Source organism: Leifsonia sp. LS1 (genome assembly GCF_020521355.1).
Taxonomy (GTDB): domain Bacteria; phylum Actinomycetota; class Actinomycetes; order Actinomycetales; family Microbacteriaceae; genus Leifsonia.
In genome coordinates this window covers 417,658-434,525 of record NZ_BPER01000001.1, presented here as the reverse complement: position 1 = coordinate 434,525, position 16,868 = coordinate 417,658, and the positions used below count along the sequence as shown (strand labels likewise).

10 protein-coding genes are annotated in these 16,868 nt (G+C 69.8%); 1 reads left to right on the top strand and 9 read right to left on the bottom strand.

Features of this window, described 5'->3' with window-relative positions; genetic code table 11:
- Window position 1: 1 nt before the first annotated feature.
- From LLS1_RS02105 to LLS1_RS02090, 4 genes are all read right to left on the bottom strand, one after another.
- Window positions 2–1,072, bottom strand: coding sequence for an ABC transporter permease (locus LLS1_RS02105; RefSeq protein ID WP_226653379.1), 1,071 nt, complete (start codon window positions 1,070–1,072; stop codon window positions 2–4).
- Window positions 1,069–1,935 carry an ABC transporter ATP-binding protein gene (locus LLS1_RS02100; RefSeq protein ID WP_226653378.1) on the bottom strand — a complete coding sequence of 289 codons (867 nt, stop codon included), beginning with the start codon at window positions 1,933–1,935 and terminating at the stop codon, window positions 1,069–1,071. Before LLS1_RS02100 ends, LLS1_RS02105 begins: the two co-directional genes overlap by 4 nt.
- Entirely contained in the window at window positions 1,932–2,756 is an 825-nt protein-coding gene (locus LLS1_RS02095) for an ABC transporter ATP-binding protein (RefSeq protein ID WP_226653377.1), read from the bottom strand. Before LLS1_RS02095 ends, LLS1_RS02100 begins: the two co-directional genes overlap by 4 nt.
- Window positions 2,757–2,832: 76 nt before the next feature.
- Window positions 2,833–4,509: an ABC transporter substrate-binding protein gene (locus LLS1_RS02090; protein WP_226653376.1), complete on the bottom strand. Its 1,677-nt coding sequence runs from the start codon at window positions 4,507–4,509 to the stop codon at window positions 2,833–2,835.
- A gap of 147 nt (window positions 4,510–4,656) precedes the next feature.
- Here LLS1_RS02090 and LLS1_RS02085 point away from each other — a divergent pair, with 147 nt between their 5' ends.
- The gene (locus LLS1_RS02085) at window positions 4,657–5,322 is read left to right on the top strand and encodes a TetR/AcrR family transcriptional regulator (protein ID WP_226653375.1); all 666 of its coding nucleotides are present in this window, start codon (window positions 4,657–4,659) and stop codon (window positions 5,320–5,322) included.
- A gap of 21 nt (window positions 5,323–5,343) precedes the next feature.
- On the opposite strand, the gene LLS1_RS02080 is transcribed toward LLS1_RS02085, so the two are convergent.
- The 5 genes from LLS1_RS02080 to LLS1_RS02060 all read right to left on the bottom strand — a co-directional run bounded on the left by LLS1_RS02080 (window position 5,344) and on the right by LLS1_RS02060 (window position 16,831).
- Window positions 5,344–9,303: a discoidin domain-containing protein gene (locus LLS1_RS02080; RefSeq protein ID WP_226653374.1), complete on the bottom strand. Its 3,960-nt coding sequence runs from the start codon at window positions 9,301–9,303 to the stop codon at window positions 5,344–5,346.
- Window positions 9,304–9,370: 67 nt separating this feature from the next.
- Window positions 9,371–13,726, bottom strand: coding sequence for a discoidin domain-containing protein (locus LLS1_RS02075; protein ID WP_226653373.1), 4,356 nt, complete (start codon window positions 13,724–13,726; stop codon window positions 9,371–9,373).
- Window positions 13,727–13,871: 145 nt separating this feature from the next.
- On the bottom strand, window positions 13,872–14,897 hold the full coding sequence (locus LLS1_RS02070) for a glycosidase (protein WP_226653596.1): 1,026 nt from the start codon (window positions 14,895–14,897) through the stop codon (window positions 13,872–13,874).
- 111 nt (window positions 14,898–15,008) lie between these two features.
- Window positions 15,009–15,923, bottom strand: coding sequence for a carbohydrate ABC transporter permease (locus LLS1_RS02065; protein ID WP_223358409.1), 915 nt, complete (start codon window positions 15,921–15,923; stop codon window positions 15,009–15,011).
- Window positions 15,920–16,831 (bottom strand): carbohydrate ABC transporter permease, encoded by a 912-nt coding sequence (locus LLS1_RS02060; RefSeq protein WP_226653372.1) that lies wholly within the window; start codon window positions 16,829–16,831, stop codon window positions 15,920–15,922. The genes LLS1_RS02065 and LLS1_RS02060 overlap by 4 nt, the downstream gene beginning before the upstream one ends.
- Window positions 16,832–16,868: the final 37 nt, after the last annotated feature.

Here is a 16,868-nt window from a genome sequence, read left to right as displayed (position 1 = left end):
ATCAGGCCTCCGTCTGACGGGTGCGCGGGTCGAGGATGGCGTAGGCGATGTCGGCGATGATGTTCGCGACCAGCACGGCCAGCACGAGGACGAGGAAGATGCCCTGCATCAGGGCGTAGTCCTTCGCGTTGGTCGCGTTGAGCAGCAGCAGGCCGATGCCGGGGTAGGAGAACACCATCTCCATGACGAGCGTGCCGCCGACGATGAAGCCGAGGGCGAGCGCGAAGCTCTGGATTTGCGGGAGCACCGCGTTGCGGGCGGCGTAGCGCCACAGCACGCGCCGGTTCGGCATGCCCTTCGCCTGCGCGACGGTGATGTAGTCCTCGTCGAGCACGGTCAGCATCATGTTGCGCATCCCGAGCACCCAGCCGCCGAGCGAGACGACCACGATGGTGACCACCGGGAGCACGGCGTGGGAGACGACTTCGGAGATGAACTCGCCGTTCCAGCCCGGTTCGACGCCGACCTCGTACGCGTGCCCGGCCGGGAACCAGCCGAGTGTGGTCGAGAAGATCGCGATGAAGATGAGACCGAGCCAGAAGTAGGGGATGGTGCCGAGGAAGGTCGTGACCGGCACGAACGCGTCGAGGCCGCTGCCGCGCTTCCAGCCGATGACCGCACCCAGGCCGGTTCCGATCACGAACGAGATGATCGTGGCGACGCCGACGAGGCCGAGGGTCCACGGGAGCGCCGAGGCGATCGCGTCGCCGACCGGGGCCATGCCGGTGGAGATCGAGACGCCCAGGTTGCCGTGCAGCAGCATGTTCCAGTAGTTGACGTACTGGTCCCAGAGCGGCACGGACTTGTCGAGGCCGAACAGCGCCCGGAGGGCTTTCTCGGCGTCCGGGGTCAGCTGGCCCTGGCTGCGCGCCATGAAGGAGTCGACCGCGTCGCCCTTCATCAGACGGGGGATGAAGAAGTTGACGGTGATCGCCGCCCACAGGGTGAACGCGTAGAAGGCCACGCGGCCGCCAATGAAGCGCCACGGGATGCGCGAGCGGCGGCGCTCGGTACCGGCGGCGGTCGTGCCGACGAGCGTCGGGTCGACCGAGGTCTGCGATTCGGCGCTCACTGCGCACCTCCCGAGGTCTGTGTGGTCAGAGGAGTCCGAGCCGCCGCCGACGACGGTGCTGCCGACGGGGTCTGGGCCGCCAGCTCCCGGAAGTGCTTCTCGGGGTCGGGCGACGCGGCGCGCAGCTCGCGCGTGTACGGGTCCTGCGGGTGCAGGATGACGTCGTCGGCGGTGCCGCGCTCGACGACTCTGCCCTGGTTGAGCACCATGATCTCGTCGCTGAAGTGCCGGGCCGTCGCCAGGTCGTGCGTGATGTAGAGGACGCCGAGCCCCTCCTCCCGCTGCAGGTCCGCGAGCAGGTTGAGCACGCCGAGGCGGATGGAGACGTCCAGCATCGAGACGGGTTCGTCGGCCACCAGCAGGGCGGGGCGCGAGGCCAGGGCGCGGGCGATCGCCACGCGCTGACGCTGGCCGCCGGAGAGCTCGTGCGGGCGGCGGTCGATCACGGCGTCGGCGTCCAGGCGCACGCGCTCCAGGAGGCGGCGCACCTCGTCGTCGACCTCGCGCTTGGGGACGACGTTGTCGAGGCGCAGCGGGCGCTCGATGTGGTGGCGGATCGAGTGCGACGGGTTCAGGGAGGCGAACGGGTCCTGGAACACCATGCGCAGCTGCTGGCGGTACTTCCTCAGCCGCTTGCCCGAGCGCGGGATCGGCTTCCCGTCGAGCAGCACCTGGCCGCTGGTCGGGGTCTCCAGCTGCGTCAGGATCTTCGCGATCGTCGACTTGCCGCTTCCCGACTGGCCGACCAGGCCGATCGTCTGGTGCGACGAGAGCGTGAAGCTGACGTCGTCGAGGGCCTTCAGCTGTCCGGAGCCGCGGACGTTGTAGATCTTGGTGACGTTGGTGAACTCGAGGGTCGTCATCGCGCGACCACCCCTCTCTCTCCGGTGAGCCGCGGGAAGGAGGCCAGGAGCTTGCGCGTGTACTCGTGGGTGGGGTCGTTCCAGATGCGCTCGGCGGTGTCGAGCTCGACGATCTCGCCCTCGCGCATGATCGCGATCCGGTCGCTGATCTCCAGCAGCAGGGGGAGGTCGTGGGTGATGAAGACGACCGAGAAGCCGAACTCGTGACGGAGCTGGGAGATCTGCCGCAGGATCTCGCGCTGCACGAGCACGTCCAGCGCGGTGGTGGGCTCGTCCATCACCATCAGCTGCGGGCGGAGCGCGAGCGCCATGGCGATCATGACGCGCTGGCGCATGCCGCCGGAGAGCTCGTGGGGGTAGGAGCGGCGGCGCTGGCCGCCCACCTTCACGATCTCGAGCAGTTCGACGACGGCTTTGCGGCGCTCGACGCGGTTCATGTCGGGCCGGTGGACTTCGAACACGTCCTCCAGCTGCGCGCCGATGGTCGCGACCGGGTTGAGGGCGTTCATCGCCCCCTGGAAGACCATCGAGATCTTGTCCCAGCGGAACCGGCGCATCTGCTCCACGTCGAGGGAGTTGATGTCGACGTCCGCGCCGTCCTTGTCGTGGAAGACGACGCTGCCGCCGGTGATGACGGCCGGCGGGCGCAGGAGGCGCTGCACGCCGTAGGCGAGGGTCGTCTTGCCGCAGCCGCTCTCGCCGGCGAGGCCGACGATCTCGCCGCGCTTGATGTCGAGGGTGACGTTCTTCACCGCCCGGACCGGCGGATCCACGTCGTACACGACTGAGAAGTCGCGCACAGAGAGAAGGGTGTCTGTCATGAGTACGTCGCTTTCGTGCTGACCGCGAAGCGCCCGGGGCGGGATCGGGGACGATCCCGCCCCGGGCGCTGGGGGATTACTTGCTCGCGGGCTTCAGCTTCATGATCACCTGCACAGCCGAGGGCTGCGTCGGGTCGGCGGTCGCGTACTGGTCGCTCTCGCTCGGCCACCCGACGTACTTGCGGGTGTTGTACTCGGCGAGCTGCGGGTGCGTGCCGATCGCGATGGCCGGCACGTCCTCGACGAAGATCTTCTGGATCTTGTTCAGGGCCGCGGTGCGGGTCGCGTCGTCGGAGGCCTGCGCGTACTCCTTGAGGAGGGCGTTCGCCTCCGGGTTGTTGTAGCGTCCGAAGTTGTCCGCGACCTTGCCGTCGGCGGCCTGGTCGAGGTACGCGCCGTTCATGACGTCGTCGTAGATGTGCCACGGGTTCGAGCCGGAGCCGGACCAGTGCAGGGCGGCGTCGAAGTTGCCGGTCGCGATGTTGGTGGTCCAGGTGTCCGCGTCCGGGGTCGCGACCTTGGCGTCGGCGCCGAGCGTGGACTTGACCTGCGTGGCGACCAGCTGGATGCCGGTGACGTAGTCGTTCCAGCCCTGCGGGTCCTGCAGCGTGAACGAGACCGGCTTGCCGGACGGGTCGATCAGCGCGCCGTCCTTCCAGGTGTAGCCGGCGTCGGTGAGGACCTTCTTGGCGCCGTCGACGTCGACCGTGAACTCGGTGTCCTTGTACTCGGGGGCGATGTACTGGTCACCGGTCGGCTGCGGGATGCCCGTCACGTTCTTCAGCTCGGGTCCGGCGTTGCTGCGGGCCTTCTCGGCGTGCGCCTTGCGGTCGACGACCATGTTGACGGCCTTGCGGAACGCGACGTTGTCGAACGGCGCCTTGGTGGTGTTGACCACGATCATGTCGGGGCTCAGCACGTTCGCGCCCCAGAACACGTTGTGCTTCGGGTCCTTGTCGACGTAGTTCTTCTGGTAGTCGGTGATGAAGATCTGCGCCCAGTCGGTCTCGCCGTTCTGCAGACCGCGGAGGAGGCCGGTGTTGTCGTTGTACTCGAGGTACTTCAGCTCGCCCACCGGGACCTTGCCGCCCCAGTAGTCGGTGCGGGCCTTGAGCACGACGCCCTGCGACGAGAAGGTCTTGATCGTGTACGGGCCGGTGCCGACCGCGTCCTTGACCGCGTCCTTGGTCGGGTCGGAGATGTTCTTCCACACGTGCTCGGGCACGATGGCCGTCTGGAGCACGTCGCCCTGCTTGACGAACTTCGACTCGGTGAAGCTGAGGACGACGTTGTCCCCGTCCTTCTTGACGTCCGCGAGCTTGAGGCCCGCGAGGTCGAGAGCGGGCGTGCTCTTGATGAGGTTGAAGGTGTAGACGATGTCGTCGGCCGTGAAGGGCTTGCCGTCGCTCCACTTGACGCCCTCGCGGGGCGTCACCGTGAGCTGCGTGTAGTCGGAGTTCCACTCGACCTTCGAGGCGAGCCACGGGGTGGTCTCGTTCTTGCCGACCGGGTTGACCAGGGCGAGCGGCTCGAAGATCATCCGGTTGTAGCCGAGCGACTGGCCGGATCCCGTGGCGATGAACGGGTTGTTGATCTCGGTCGCGAGGACGGCGGCGCCGTCCGGCTTGGCGACCGTGAGCGAGCCGCCCGATCCGCTGGACGCGTTCGAGCCGGAGCCCGAGCATCCGGTCAGCGCCAGGGCGCCGATGGCGAGGATCGCGGATCCCGCGATCACGAGCTTCTTAAGCCTCATTGCTTCTCCTTCGTGACGGCACAGACGTTGTGCCTCGTGGTGCAGGTGGTTCGGTGACCATAACTTGCTTACTGGTCAGAAAGCAAGTTAGCGTGAGGTTACTGGGTGGTAGGCTGCCACGCAACCACGAGCGAAGGACGATGCGGGATGGCGACCACCGGCGGTACGGTCAATCCGCGGCCCGAGACAGAGCGCAAGCGCAAGGACATCCTGCGCGCCGCCGTCGAGGTCTTCGGCACCAAGGGCTCCACCAACGGCACCCTCGCCGACATCGCCGAGCAGGTCGGCATCACGCACGCGGGCGTGCTGCACCACTTCGGCTCCAAGCAGAACCTGCTCCTCGAGGTCATCGAGTTCCGCGACCAGGACGACGTCGCCCACCTCGCCGACCGCCACATCCCCGGCGGTCCCGCGCTCTTCATGCACCTGGTCGGCACGGCCCTCCGCAACGCCGAGCGCCCGGGCATCGTGCAGGTCTACACCGTGCTCTCCGCCGAGTCCGTCACCGATGATCACCCGGCCAAGACCTACTTCGAGGACCGCTACCGCACCCTCCGCAGCGAGATCGACGACGCCTTCCGGGAGCTCTGCGCGCAAGAGGGTGTGACCGATCCCCACGCGATCGACAAGGCGGCGGCCTCCATCCTCGCGGTCATGGACGGCCTGCAGCTGCAATGGCTGCTGCAGCCCGGCGCCATCGACCTGGCCGGCGCGAGCGAGTTCGCGATCCAGGCGATCGTCAACGGGGTGCTTCAGCCGGGACCGGCGCTCGCGTCGTACGTGCGGGAAGGCGACGCCTCCCCGGCGGAATAGGTCGCGTGCGGGCCGACGGCGTCAGTGCACCCGGCCGGTGCGCTTGCGTCGCCGGACGAGGAGCACCGCGCCGGCGCCGAGGAGCAGCGCCGCGAGCAGTGCGCCGGCGGCCACGCTGAGGCCCGTCGCGGAGAGCGCGTCCGGGTCGTGCCGGCCGGCGGAGTCGGAACCGTGGCCGGTGCCGCCCGGTGTCGAACCGCCCGGAGTCGAGCCGCCGGGGCCGGTCCCCTCGCCGGGATCGCCGCCCGGGCCGGTGCCGTCGCCCGGCTGGTCGACCGCCACGCCCGGCGGCAGCACACGGAGGGCGGTGAGGCCGGCTTCGCCTGTCCGCCACCGCGTGGTGAGCGCCACGTAGCGGGCGTTCCCGGCGACCTCCAGCGACCCCGTCCGCGTGCCGCCGGCGATCGTGCCGACGGGGGTGAAGGTGATCCCGTCGTCGCTCACGGCCACCTGAGCGTCGGGCACGGCGGCGCCGTCCCACGCGGTCGCGACGAACCCGATCGCGCGAACGGACCCGAGGTCGGTGACCATCCGTCCGCCGGGTCCCGGCACCCACGCGGTGGCCGCGTCGCCATCGACGGCGAGGCCGGGCGATGTCATCCCGGCCGGGAGCACGGACGCGGGGTAGGTGAAGGTGCTGAGCGCCAGGTCGGCGACGGGGTAGGCGGTCGCCGACGCGAACACGACGACGTTCGGGGCCGGGCCGGCAGCGGCAGGCGTCGCAGTGGAGGCGAGCCCTGCAGCCGCCGTCGGCACGGCGGGCGCAGCGATCGTGGCCGCCCGCGTCTCACCGGTCTCGACGTTCGTCACGTCCACGGTCGCCGGCGACCCGGTCAGCTCCACGGTGCGAGCATCCGGGAGCGTCGCGGTGAGGGTTCCCGTCGCGGCCGAGGCCGTCGGGACCGTCGCCCGGGGAGCGAGCACGACCGCCGTCGCCGCCGGGAGGGTGATCGCGAGCGTCGACGCCTGCGCACCGAGCTGCTGCGTCCCGGCATACAGCGGGACGGCCGCTCCGGTGTACGGGACGACGACCGTGGTCTTCACGTCCGCACCGGTGAGGTTGAACGCGGTCAGGTACCCGCCGAGCGAGCTCACGAGCACGCCCGGGGCGTCGGTGGTCGGTTCTGCGGCGGCGGCCCTCGCCCGGGTGACCGCGGCGTCCGCCGGGAGCATCTCGATCAGGCGCGCCCCCGCCGTGCCATCCGCGAGCCGGATGACGTTGGTCGCGTCGCCCTCACGCGAGACCGTGATCGGAGCCGTGGAGCCCCGGACGACGAAGCCGGCCTTCCCCTCGACATCGAGCCAGTCTCCCGAGCTGGAGAGGATCTGGTCGCCGGTGTAACGGAACGCCGCCGCATCCTGCCAGGTCACGCCGTCGAGGGACGTCTGGACGCGATACTGACGGCCTGCCGCGCTCTCCCAGCCGAGCTGCACCTGCGAGATCGCGGTCGGAGCGCCGAGATCGACCTGCACCCAGGAATCCGCCCTGGTCCGATCGGCCTTCGACACGGCCCACCGGGTCGTCGCTGTGCCGTCCGTGACGGCGCTCGCCGGATACGAACCGTCGGCGCTCGACGCGCTGGCCGGCCGACCGGCTGCGGCGTCGACGCCCGCCGGGGTCAGTGCGCGGAGGTGGTACAGCGAGTACCCGTAGGCCGGGTCACCCTGCTCGCCCTGCATCCGCACGAAGCGTGCGGTCACCGGGCCCGGATCCGTGGCACCGGCCGGGGTCAGGTCCACGGTGTCGAGCCGCGCCACGTTGACGTCGGCGGGTGCTCCGCCGTAGGCGGACCGGGTCGTCCACCGGGTCCCGTCCTCGGAGGTCTGCACCGTGTAGCGGGCGCCCGCGCTGGACTCCCACGCGAGACGCACGTTCGAGACCGTCTGCGACGACCCGAGGTCGACCTGGATCCAGGAGTCCGCCCGGGTGCGGTCGGCCACCGACACCGCCCACCGGGTGGAGGCGCTCGCATCGACGGCGTGCGCGGCGAGGTGAGCGTTCTTCGCGTCCTCGCTGGACGCGGTCGCGGTCTTCCCGGCCGCCAGGTCCTTCGCCGTCGCGGAGCCGTCGCCGTAGACGTGGAGCGAGTAGAGCGAGTAGCCGTAGGTCGGGTCGCCCTGCTGACCCTGTATCCGGACGTAGCGTGCGCCGACCGGCTCGAAGGCCAGGTCATCGACGCGGGCCGCCTTGGCATCGGCCGGGTCGGCGACGTGCGTCTCCGGAAGGGTCGCGGTCGTGTCGCCTTCCGCGGACGAGTACGTCCGCGATCCGTCGAGACCGTCGTAACCGGACATGTCGAGGTTGCGCACCCGGACGCTTCCGTCGTCCGGGCCGGCGCCCGTGGAGGCGTAGACGGCCGAGCCGTCCGGCAGCGTCACCTGGCCCGCGTAGCCGCCGCCCAGCTGATAGAGCGAGGCCGTGCCGTCGAACCCGTCGCGCTGCGCCGTGTACACGGAGACGTTGCGTGTGCCGACCGCCGCCGACGGGGTCGGGTAGAGGAACGGGGTCGCACCGGAGACGTCGAAGAGCCAGTCGTCGTGGCCCGGCACCCAGGGGAACTTCACGTATCCCGCCCGGCTGGACGCCGCCGCCCAGGCCGCTGAGGACTGCTGAACCGTCAGCCCGGCGCGCGCGCCGTAGTCGCGGACGCCCGAGAGCCGCTGGAAGAACTGGTCCTCGGGTGTGGGTGCGACGACACCGCCCGCCGACTCCGCCGCATGGACATGCAGAAGATACGAGATCGCGATCTCGGCGCGCGCCTCCGGCTCGTACTTCGGCTCACCCGAGAACTTCGCCAGCCGGTTGACCGGCGCGTAGCCCTGATAGGCGGCGAGGGAACCGGCGATGTCGGCCTCGGCTCGTGCCGCGTCGGGGTCGCGGAGCACCTGACCCAGGAACGCGAGTGGAATGATGTCGCGTCCGTAGAGGAACTCGCGATCGTCCTTCATCGGCTGGAACGGCTCGCCCTGACCGGAGAGGAACAGCTTCAGCGAGTTCCACAGCTCCGCCGAGTTCGGCTGCTGGAGCAGGATCTCCGGGATCGGCTGTCCGTTCAGGATGAACTGGATGGCGTTGCGGCCGCCCGAGCGCCAGATGTCGGACTGGTAGTGCGGCTCGACCGTGTTGTGGTTGTCCACGACATAGGTGTCGTAGATGTTGTCCATCGTGTTCGACGAGATCGGCTTCCCGCCCACCACGGCCGGATTGTTCGCGTCCGCGACGGGCTGGCCGGCCGCGTTGCGCGCCCAGTCGTCGAACTGCTCCGCCCACCGGCCGGCGTCGGGGGAGTCGGGCGCCCAGGCGAGGCCCGGCGCCAGCGCCTGCGTGTACACGCCGGACTCCTCCAGCGCGGTGTCGTCCTCGTGCCGCCCGTTCGGCCACTCCGCCGTCCACGAGCCCGACATTGGGTCGCGCCCGTAGTCGAGGTCTGCCGTGTAGGTCGACTGCCCGGCCGCGATCGTCTTCAGGTTCGCCTGGGTCGTGCTGTCCAGCTGATCCCACATCAGCCGCCCCGCGTCGAGGAAGTACGACTGGAAGGTCGAGTCCCAGAACAGCCGCTTGCCCCACGTCCCCTTCGGATCGACGAACCGGTTGGAGGCCGCGTAGTACCTGATCGTCGCGACCGTCTTCTGCCGCAGGTCCTCCTCGGAGATCCCGGCGAGCTGGGCGTCGTAGTCGCCCTGTGTCACGAGGACGGCGTTCCCGAGGACGACGGCGAAGTCGAAGTCGGCGAGCTTGTACGCGCCGATGGAGGCGTCCCACACGGTGTTCACCCACTGCGTGTGCCGCAGGAGGGCGCCGTAGTAGTCCGCCGCGGTGGAGTCCGGCGCGCCGAAGGCCGGCGCGGCGTCGGCGGCCTGCGCCGGCTGGCCGGCGTTCCCCGTGACGAGCCCGAGGGCGAGCGCGGCTGCGACACCGCCCGTCAGCACTCGCCTGAGGAACGGGAAGGGCGCTCTCGAATGCTCGTCGACACGGGTCACAGCGATTCCTTTCAGGGCGGTGGGTCGAGGGATGCGGGCCCGGCCACGATCGGCCGGGCCCGCACCGTCACCCCTCCGTGCGGCGACGACGGCTCACGAAGACCGCACCTGCGGCGAGGAGCAGCACGGCGATCCCCCCGCCCAGCCAGAGCGCGGTGGAGTCACCGCCCGTCTTCGCCAGGTCGTCCTCGTCCTGCGTCGCCGACGGCGCTCCCGGCCCGGTGCCCGAGCCCGAACCGGAGCCGGAGGTGTCTCCCCCTCCCCCGCTGCCGGACGGATCCGCGGCGCGGATCTCGACCTCGAGGGAGGCTCTGACGGTGCCGTCCTGCAGCACCGCGATCGTGTGGCGGCCGGGGGCCGTGTCGGCGGGAATGGCCACGGTCGTCGTGAACGCACCGGACTCGTCCGCCGTGACAGTGCCCAGCTCGACCGGCGCGGAGTGCAGCTCGATCGTGAGCGCGGCCCCCGCGCCGAACCCGGCGCCGGTGAGGTCGACGCGACCACCGGCGACCGGGTCTCCGGTGAGCGCGACCGTCGGGTCGGCCGGCTCCGCGAGCCCGTCGATGGCTGCACGGAGGTCCGCGGCGCGCCCGTCGATCGTCGCCTGAGTGAGGCCGGCTGTCTTCAGGGCCGTCTTCGCCGCCTCGAGCGCGGGGAGGAGGGGCGCCCAGCTGGCGGCCGTGTACCGCGTGCTGTCGAGCCCGTTGGCCTGATCGACCAGCTGCTGGAGCACGCTCGTGTCGACGGCGACCGACAGGCTGCACCACGCGGACTCGTCCCCGTTGGCGTGCCCGACGAGCACGGCGGTCGTACCGCCCCCGTGCGTCTTCACATCGAACTCGATCCGTCCGTCGGCGCCGACACGGGGCTGCCCTGAGAGGGTCGCCACACTGCTGTCGAGCACATGTGCGGTGAAGGAGTCGCTGCCGTCGACCGGATTGATGGTGGCAGCGATGGTCGCTGTGCTGTCGCGATCGGCCGTGACCGGCGCTGCGCACGACAGGGCGTACCCGCCGTAGACCTCGAACTCCCAGATGTTGAGCCCGTACTTCGTCGCGGGAGCGCCGATCACCCGGATGTAACGGATCTCCGCGGTCGGGAAATCGGTGGTGTCGCGGCGGTGGTCTCCCGTGGCGGTGTTCTGCACGTGCGCGAGCTGCGTCCAGTCGGTGCCGTTGACCGAGCCCTCGAGGCGGTAGTCGGTGGAGTTGCTGGACTCCCACTCCACCACTGCCTGCGACACGCCGCGGACGGAGCCGAGGTCGACCTGGAGCCAGTTCTGGTTGGTGTACGGCGCGGCGCCGGTCGGCCGCGCGGAGGACCACTTGGTGGTCTTCGATCCGTCGGTCGCCATCGGGGCGGTGATGTTGGCCAGGTTGTTGTACACGCTGTCCGCGGTGGTCGGCTGCCCCTTGGCCAGGTTCACCCGCCCGCCCGCGGTCGGCGCCGACAGCAGGGAGGAGTCGCCGAACACCTCGAACTCGAACAGAGAGACGCCGTACGAGGTGAGCGCACGCTTCACCGTCTGCATCCGCACGTAGCGGCCGGTCGCCGACACTCCCACGAGATCCGTGGCGCCGTCGCTTCCCGCGGTCGGGGTGACGTACGCGTCGGTCCACGTCTTGCCGTCATCGGATACCTGGATCTTGTACTGGCTCGCGTACGACGACTCCCAGAACATCCGCACCGCACCGATCGAGCGCACGCTGCCGAGATCGACCTGCAGCCACGAGGTGTCGGGCGATCCGGTGCGATCGGCGATCCAGCGGGTGGTCATGTTGCCGTCGGTGGCGCTGCCCGGGTTGGTGCCGTCGGACGCCGTGGTCGGCGCCCCGAGCGCGAGGTTCACGCTGGCGCTCGCCTTGAGCTCCCGCACCGCGAATCCCCCCGACCCGCTGCTGTCCAGCAGCAGGACGCGCACGAAGTTCGCCGCGGTCGCCGGGAAGTCGACGTGCTGGTGCCCACCGGTCCCCTTCTGCACGAGCTTCTGGTCGGTCCAGTTGGTGCCGTCGGTGGAGGTCTGGACGAGGAACCGGGTGGCGTAGTCCGTGCCCCAGTCGATGTCGACGCCGGTCGCGAACGAGCCGGCGGCGAGCTGCTGCCGCAGCCAGGGGCTGTCCCCGGCCGACTGCCAGTACGTGCCCTGGTCGCCGTCGCCGGCGAGCGCGGGGCCGTGCCCGGACGCGGAAGCGGAGGCGGTGTACGGCGAGCCGTCCGACTCGTCCGCCGCCAAGGGTGCGGACACCGTCTTGCCCAGCGCGGCGCCGGAGCCGAGCACGAAGGTGCCGTGCATGGCCGCTCCCGCGCCGCTGAGTCCGACGTTGACCAGGAGCCCGGGCTGTCCCGGGTTCGACAGGCTGACGATCGGCGTCGGGCCGGACTCGTCGAGCAGCACGATCGCCGGCTGGCTGACGGTCAGTGTGCGGCCGTCGCCGAGATCGAGGGAGCCCGCCTGGTAGAACGTCGCCATCGTCCGCTTGACGCGGGGGTCGTGCACCGCCTGCACGGCGCTGTCGTTGCGCAGGATGCTGACAGCGGGGTTCGCGGCGTAGGCGGCGGTCTGCGCGGGCGTGGCGCCGGGCAGGACGATGTACTCGTAGCCGGCCCCGGTCGGCTTCACCCCGTGGTCGAAGTAGAGGGTGAACGCGTCGTGGCTCTGCGGCTGGTCACCGTAGTAGCTGCCCGTCTGGGTCTTGTCGGAGACCACGACCGGGTCGCTCGACGGGAAGACGTAGCCGACCTTGTCGTTGTAGGCCCAGGACGGGTCGCTGACGACCTTCCCGTCGGTTCCGGCGGCGACCGCGGTTCCGTCGACCGAGGCGTTCGGCTTCGCGTCGACCTGGTTGACCGTCGTGTGCACGGCGGCCGCGTTGGTGGAGGTGATGCCCGCGCCGAGTGCGACCATCCCGTCGTCGAGGTAGAAGTAGCTCTTCTGCGCCTGCGTGCTCGCGCGGTCCAGGCTCTCGACGCTGACGCCGTAGTGCCCGTCCGAGACGCCGCCCGTGAAGCTGCCGCCGTTGGTCGAGCGTCCGTCGGTGCCGAGGGTGGTCTCCTTGACGTACGGGACGGTGGTGCCGGGGTAGTGGTACCAGTCGAAGGCGGGGCCGAGCGCCGTGTACTCCTTGTTCGTCACCTGGATCGCCGTCGCGCCCGCCTTGCTCCAGACGACCTCGTTGCCGACGTCCTTCCGGAGCGTGGAGCGGTACTCGCTGCCGACCGTGCGGCTGGAGTTGAGGGCGGTGAAGATGCCGAAGCCCGCGCGCTGGTGCGACGAGAACTCGGAGCGCCAGAAGTAGGTGTTGCCGGTCTGGCCGTTGCCCGCGGTCTTGCCGCGGATGCTGTCGGCCAGCTCGCGGTAGTCGCTCGCGTAGAGCGCGTCGGTGCGCGCCATCCGGTCGAGGGGGTCGAGGAACACCGCGGCGTAGCTGGTGACGCCGTCGACCGTGGTGGCCGGCCGGTAGAGCAGGTAGAGCATCCCGATCTCGCCGCGGATCATCCAGCGGGTCCCGTCGATGATGTAGAAGGCGATGGTGTCGAGCTGGTCGCGGGTGAAGGCGAGACTGGTGCCCCGCGCCGAGTCGGCCCACATCGCGACCTGGGTGAACAGGGCCATGCCGTAGCCCTCGCTGTAGAGCTGCGCACCGTGAGCCCAGAACGTGGCGTCCGGCTGGACCGCCTCCTGCACCGTGCCGGAGTTGTCGACGGCGACGGTCTTCACCATCGTGGCGAAGCCCGCGGTGATCTGGTCGGCGTTGCGGGTGGCGAGCGCCTTGTAGAGGTAGTCGGACGTGCGCCAGGCGCCGTTCGCGCCGGCCGGGTCGAGCTTGCCCTGATTGTGCTTGATGGTGAGGGCGAGCCCGTCTGCGCTCAGCACGTCGCCGAGGAAGATCGAGATGCGGCCCATCGCGATGGACTCGCCGATCTCGGTCTCCCACCAGTTGGTGTTGCCCGGGTCGGCCTTGTCCCAGTAGGCGAGCGCGCGCTCCTCGGCGGCGAGCAGGCTCGCGTCGTGGAAGCCCTTCGCCGTCTTGTCCTGGTAGGCCTGCGCGATCGCGACCATGCGGTAGAGCGCCTTGTAGGCGTCCCACGTCTTGCCGTTGGCCGAGCTCGTGCGGTCGGTGTAATCGACATCGGACCACGAGCCGTCCGCGTTCTGCGACTTCACGTACTCCAGCGCGTTGGACGTCTGTGCGAGGTAGATGCCGTTGGCGATCTGCACTTCGTCGCCCTGGCTCAGGTAGTAGTCCTGCAGCCGGGACACGATGGTGGCGACGTCGGAGTTCAGGTCGGCGGCCGTCGCCGGCGCGCTCGTGAGTCCTGCGAGGCCCAGGACGAGGGCGACGACGGCGGCTGTCGCCCCGACGAGGCGGGCGCGTATGGTGCGGCGCCCTGGGGCTGGTGATGCTTCTCGGTCACGCGACATTGCGCAGACTCCTCTGGATCGGGGGATCGTATTCGGGTGTGTGGAGCGAGTGGTGCGGCTGGAGCGGGTCGAGCTGTTCGGGGGTGCGGCTGGGAGGGGGGATGCGGCGCCGGTCACACGCGAGGAGGGACCGGCGCCGCGACGGTCAGTCGGCGGTCCGCACGAGGCGGGCGACGGAGATGCGGGTGTCTGCGGCGCCGTAGAACACGAAGTGCTCGTCGCCGATCCGCTCGATCGCCGTGGGGAAGACGACGTTGGCCACGGTGCCCGCCGTCTCCTCCGCCGTCTCGGGGGTGAGCAGGGGTTCGCTCGTCCGGGCGAGCACGTGGGACGGGTCGTCGGCGTCGAGCAGCATCGCCCCGACGACGTAGTTCACGTCGAAGGCGTGGGGCACGAATGCGCTCTCCCCCACGTCGCCGGTCACGCCGTGATGGAGCAGCAGCCACCCTTCCGGCACGCGCAGCGGCGCGGGGCCCGCGCCGATCTTGAGCGCCTCCCAGGCGAACTCGGGGCCGGCGACGAAGCGGTGCCCCCGCGGGCGCACCAGCGCCGAGAGGTCCTGCATCGCATCGGCGACGGGCACGTAGGAGATCCAGATGCTGGCCCGGTCGTCCGGCACGCCGGCGGGCAGCGGCGGCCGCTCGCCGGAGCGCACGAACCCGAAGTCCCACATCGGCCGGTGGAGCAGGGCGAAGCTCGGCGCGCCCTGCGGGTCGGGGACGACCTCGGGGAAGAACACGACGTCCTTGTTCGGGAACAGGTTCAGGTCGGTGTCGAGCGCGTCGTCGTACTCGAACTGGAGGGGCCCGAGACGCCGCCAGCTCTCGCCGTCGGTCGAGACCGCCAGCGCCGGCTTCGGTCCGAGCGGGCCGAAGGCGACATAGCTCATCACGTGCACGCCGAGGTCCGGGATCGTGGTGATGCGCGGATCCTCGACCCCGCCGTGCTCGGTGCCGCGCTCCCAGCCGCGGTCCGCGTCCAGGGCGATCTCCAGGTCGACGACACCGCTCGGCACGCCGCCGTCGAAGACGACCCGCGCGCGGCCGATCCGCGAGACGTTGTGCTCGGCGACGAGCCGCGGGAAGAGATGGAGAGTGCCGTCCGGACTCTGCACGGTCGCGGGATTGAGCACTCCCTCGACCTGTCGCGGATCAGTGGGGTCCGGCTCCATCACGATGCCGACGCGTTCGAGCGCGTACGGCACGCGGGTGGAGGTGGAGAGGGAGGAGATGGAGGACACAGGACCCTTCTTCGGATGGTGGTGGACGGTCGCGAACGGTGGTCAGCCCTTAATGGCGCCGACCACTCCGTTGACGAGATAGCGCTGGATGAAGATGTAGCCGACGATCAGCGGAGCGGCGACGATGAAGGTGGCGGCCGCCAGCAGCGGCCACTGGTTGCCATAGGTGCCTTTGAAGGCGTAGAGGCCGACGGTCACCGGGAACTTCGTCGGGTCGGCGAGGAGCACCGTCGCGAGGATGATCTCGTTCCAGATCCATACCGCCTGGAGGATGAACACGGTGACGAGGGCGGGGCGCGCCAGCGGGAAGATGAAGCCGAACAGGTAGCGCCAGTAGCCGACGCCGTCCATCGCCGCCGCCTCGTCGAGCTCCCGCGGGATCGACTTCACGAAGCCGCTCAGCAGCAGCGGGCCGACGCCCACGCCCACGCCGACGAGGAGGATGTAGCCGAGTTGCGTGTCGTACAGGCCGAGGCGCAGCAGCAGCTGGAACTGGGTGATGAGCGCGTTGGGCAGGAACAGCACCAGCACGAAGATCACCGACCAGTACTTGGCGCCCTTCACGTAGCCTCGTGCGACCGGGAACGAGAGGACCAGCGTCAGGAGGGTGCCGATCGCCGAGCCGGCGGCCGTGTACAGGACGCTGTTGAGGATGTATGCGCCGAAATCGCCGGTGTTCCAGGCGGTCACGAAGTTTCCCCACTGCGGGTCGCGCACCAGGCCGACCGGGTCCGCGACGAACTCGGCCTGCGTCTTGAGCGCCGTGTTCAGCAGATAGAGGAGCGGGAAGAGGAAGACCACCAGCAGAACGAGGGCGCAGATGTATGCCCCGATCGGAATGCGGCGGCGGCGGCGTCGGCTCGGTGCCGCCGGGGACTCCCGCCGTCTCCGGTCGTCTCCCTCGGTGGACGGCGCATCCGCGCCGCCCGTCGGGGCGGGGGTGATGGTGGTGCTCACAGCTTGGCCTCCCGTCGGCGGAGCACGGCCAGGGCAACGATGGAGACGATTGCGACCAGCACGAACTGGACCATCGAGACCGCCGCCGCATAGCCCTGGGACTGGGACAGTGTCGTGCCGGACGCTCCGCCGAAGCCCTGCACGTAGACGAGGAGCGAGAGTACCTGGGTCGACCGGTTGTTCGGCCCGCTGAGCACGTAGATGAGCTGGTAGCTCTGGAGGGCGTTCACGATGCCGAGGAGCACGTTCGCCGTGATGGACGGAGCCAGAAGGGGCACCGTGACGCTGCGGAAACGCTGCCACGCGCTCGCTCCGTCGATCTCCGCGGCCTCGTGCAGCTCTTCGGGCACGGCCTGGAGACCGGAGAGGAAGATGATGACCGAGACGCCCAGCACCATCCACACCTGCACGAGGATGACCAGGGAGAGAGCGAGATGCGGGTCGCCGAAGAACGCGGAGTGACCGCCGAACAGCCCGAGGATCGATGCCGCCGGGCCGCCGCTGACGTTGAAGATCAGCGACCAGACCAGGCCCGTCACGGTCACGCCGAGGATGGTCGGCATGAAGACGACCGCGCGATAGAAGTTGCGGCCCTTGAGTTTGCGGTTCAGGAGCACCGCGATCGCCAGCGCGACCACGATCTGGATCAGGGTGCTCGCGAAGGCGAAGATCACCGTGTTCGTCAGCGCGTTGGCGCTGTCGGCCCACTTCGCCGGGGAGAAGAAGTCGACGTAGTTCTGGATGCCGACGAAGTTGATCGGCAGGCCCGGCAGCCCGCGGAGGTCGGTGAACGAGGCCACCAGCACGCCGATCGCCGGGACGAACCCGAAGATCCCGAGCAGCAGCATCCCGAGCCCGAAGGTGACGCGCACCGGAGTGCGCCGGGGGAAGGGGAAGGTCTCAGCCATGTGTCGTTCGATTCACTGTCGTTCGAGCCCTGGGGCG

Coding starts and splice junctions, on each gene's coding strand:
- LLS1_RS02095 (WP_226653377.1), bottom strand. CDS start 2,756: ATGACAGACACCCTTCTCTCTGTGCGCGACTTCTCAGTCGTGTACGAC.
- LLS1_RS02090 (WP_226653376.1), bottom strand. CDS start 4,509: ATGAGGCTTAAGAAGCTCGTGATCGCGGGATCCGCGATCCTCGCCATC.
- LLS1_RS02070 (WP_226653596.1), bottom strand. CDS start 14,897: ATGGAGCCGGACCCCACTGATCCGCGACAGGTCGAGGGAGTGCTCAAT.
- LLS1_RS02100 (WP_226653378.1), bottom strand. CDS start 1,935: ATGACGACCCTCGAGTTCACCAACGTCACCAAGATCTACAACGTCCGC.
- LLS1_RS02075 (WP_226653373.1), bottom strand. CDS start 13,726: ATGTCGCGTGACCGAGAAGCATCACCAGCCCCAGGGCGCCGCACCATA.
- LLS1_RS02060 (WP_226653372.1), bottom strand. CDS start 16,831: ATGGCTGAGACCTTCCCCTTCCCCCGGCGCACTCCGGTGCGCGTCACC.
- LLS1_RS02085 (WP_226653375.1), top strand. CDS start 4,657: ATGGCGACCACCGGCGGTACGGTCAATCCGCGGCCCGAGACAGAGCGC.